Source organism: Enterovibrio norvegicus DSM 15893, from assembly GCF_900115495.1.
In the GTDB taxonomy this organism is placed as follows: domain Bacteria; phylum Pseudomonadota; class Gammaproteobacteria; order Enterobacterales; family Vibrionaceae; genus Enterovibrio; species Enterovibrio norvegicus.
Window position 1 is genome coordinate 1 of record NZ_FOWR01000092.1, and the last position, 1,585, is coordinate 1,585.

General features: G+C 48.6%; 1 protein-coding gene. It reads left to right on the top strand.

The features are described from left to right. A partial coding sequence (locus tag BM082_RS24530; RefSeq protein ID WP_139218827.1) for a VCBS domain-containing protein occupies positions 1-1,585 on the top strand: 1,585 nt, incomplete at both ends.

The window sequence follows — 1,585 nt, forward strand, 5'->3', positions numbered from 1 at the left end:
CATGGACATACACCGTCAATAGCGAAGCTGTTCAATCTCTCGGGCAAGGCGAAACGACTACAGATACCATTACGGTGACCGCTTCTGATGGCACAACACAAGACATCGTTGTGTCCCTAACAGGCACCGACGATGCTGCACAGATTTCAGGCACAACCACTGGCTCAGTCACCGAAGGGAATGCGGGGGATATTGCGACAGCATCTGGCGAACTTAGTGTTATCGACCCAGATGGCGACCCCGTTAACTTCCCGGATGCGAACATAAGCGGTGAATACGGTAGCTTATCCTTGGTCGATGGCGAGTGGACTTACACGCTTGATCAAGACGCAGCACAGTCACTCAATCAAGATCAGCAAGTCACCGATACCCTTACAGTGACCGCGTCCGACGGCACGACACAAGACATTGTTGTTACGATCACAGGCACAGAAGATACCGCCGTTTTGACAGGTGATACGTCTGGCACTATTTCAACAACTGATCAAACAATTATCGATACCAATATTAGCCGTGATGCAGGAGGCACATGGGATGCGAGCGGCGGTGACAGCATGACGCTCGATTTCAGTAACATCACCAGCAATGCTGGGTATCACAACAGTTTTGGGTACTACGTCCTTGATGCTGAAGGCAATGTTCTACGCGCTGAAATCATTTTTGATGATGCTCATGATGTCAACAATGCCAGTGCGAATGTCAATACGGAAGGCGGAGAGAAAGTCGGTCTGTTTCTTATTCCTAATGGTGATGCGAATGGCTTTGATGTAGGCGAAGTCACACTAAGCTTCGGCAGCAACGGCGTTACGGCCTATCAAGGTTCAGCGTCAGCAACTACGTTGGTCTCAGAATCATCGAAAAATGGAAACGGCTTCGATTACGAGCAAAACTCAGGTAACAGTTCATCATGGGAAGATCTTGTCGGTGGTGGCGATAGAGATTTTAATGATGTCAATTTCACAGTTAACGCAACTCAGGAACAAACTCAAGACATCACAGTCAACGGTCAAATCAGTATCACAGATGCTGACAGCGGAGACACACCGACGCTACCGAACACTACAGTTGAAGGCGATTACGGCTCGTTGACTCTGGTCAATGGCGAGTGGACGTATACTCTGAATCCAGACACTGCCATCAACGCAAAAGAGGATACCGTAGATTCAATCATCATTACTGCGTCTGACGGCAGTCAACATGAAATCCTTATTTCAATAGCAGGCACTGACGACGCACCTGTTGTCAGCGGGGAGTTTACAGGTCGCGTCACAGAGGGTAATGCTGGGGATAATGTATCCGTTAGTGGAACACTTTCAATTTCTGACGTCGACACTGAAGATACCCCTGAGTTCGAGAATACCACCGTTGAAGGCGAATATGGTTCTTTAACCTTGACTGAGGGTGAATGGACTTACACGGCCAATCAAAACAATATCCAATCGTTGGGTGAAGGGGAACAAGCCACTGATACCATTACCCTGACTGCAACCGACGGCACGACGCAAGATATTACGATTACGATCACAGGCACTAACGATGCTGCCATTATTACGGGCGAGACCGCAGCGAGCATCACTGAAGATAC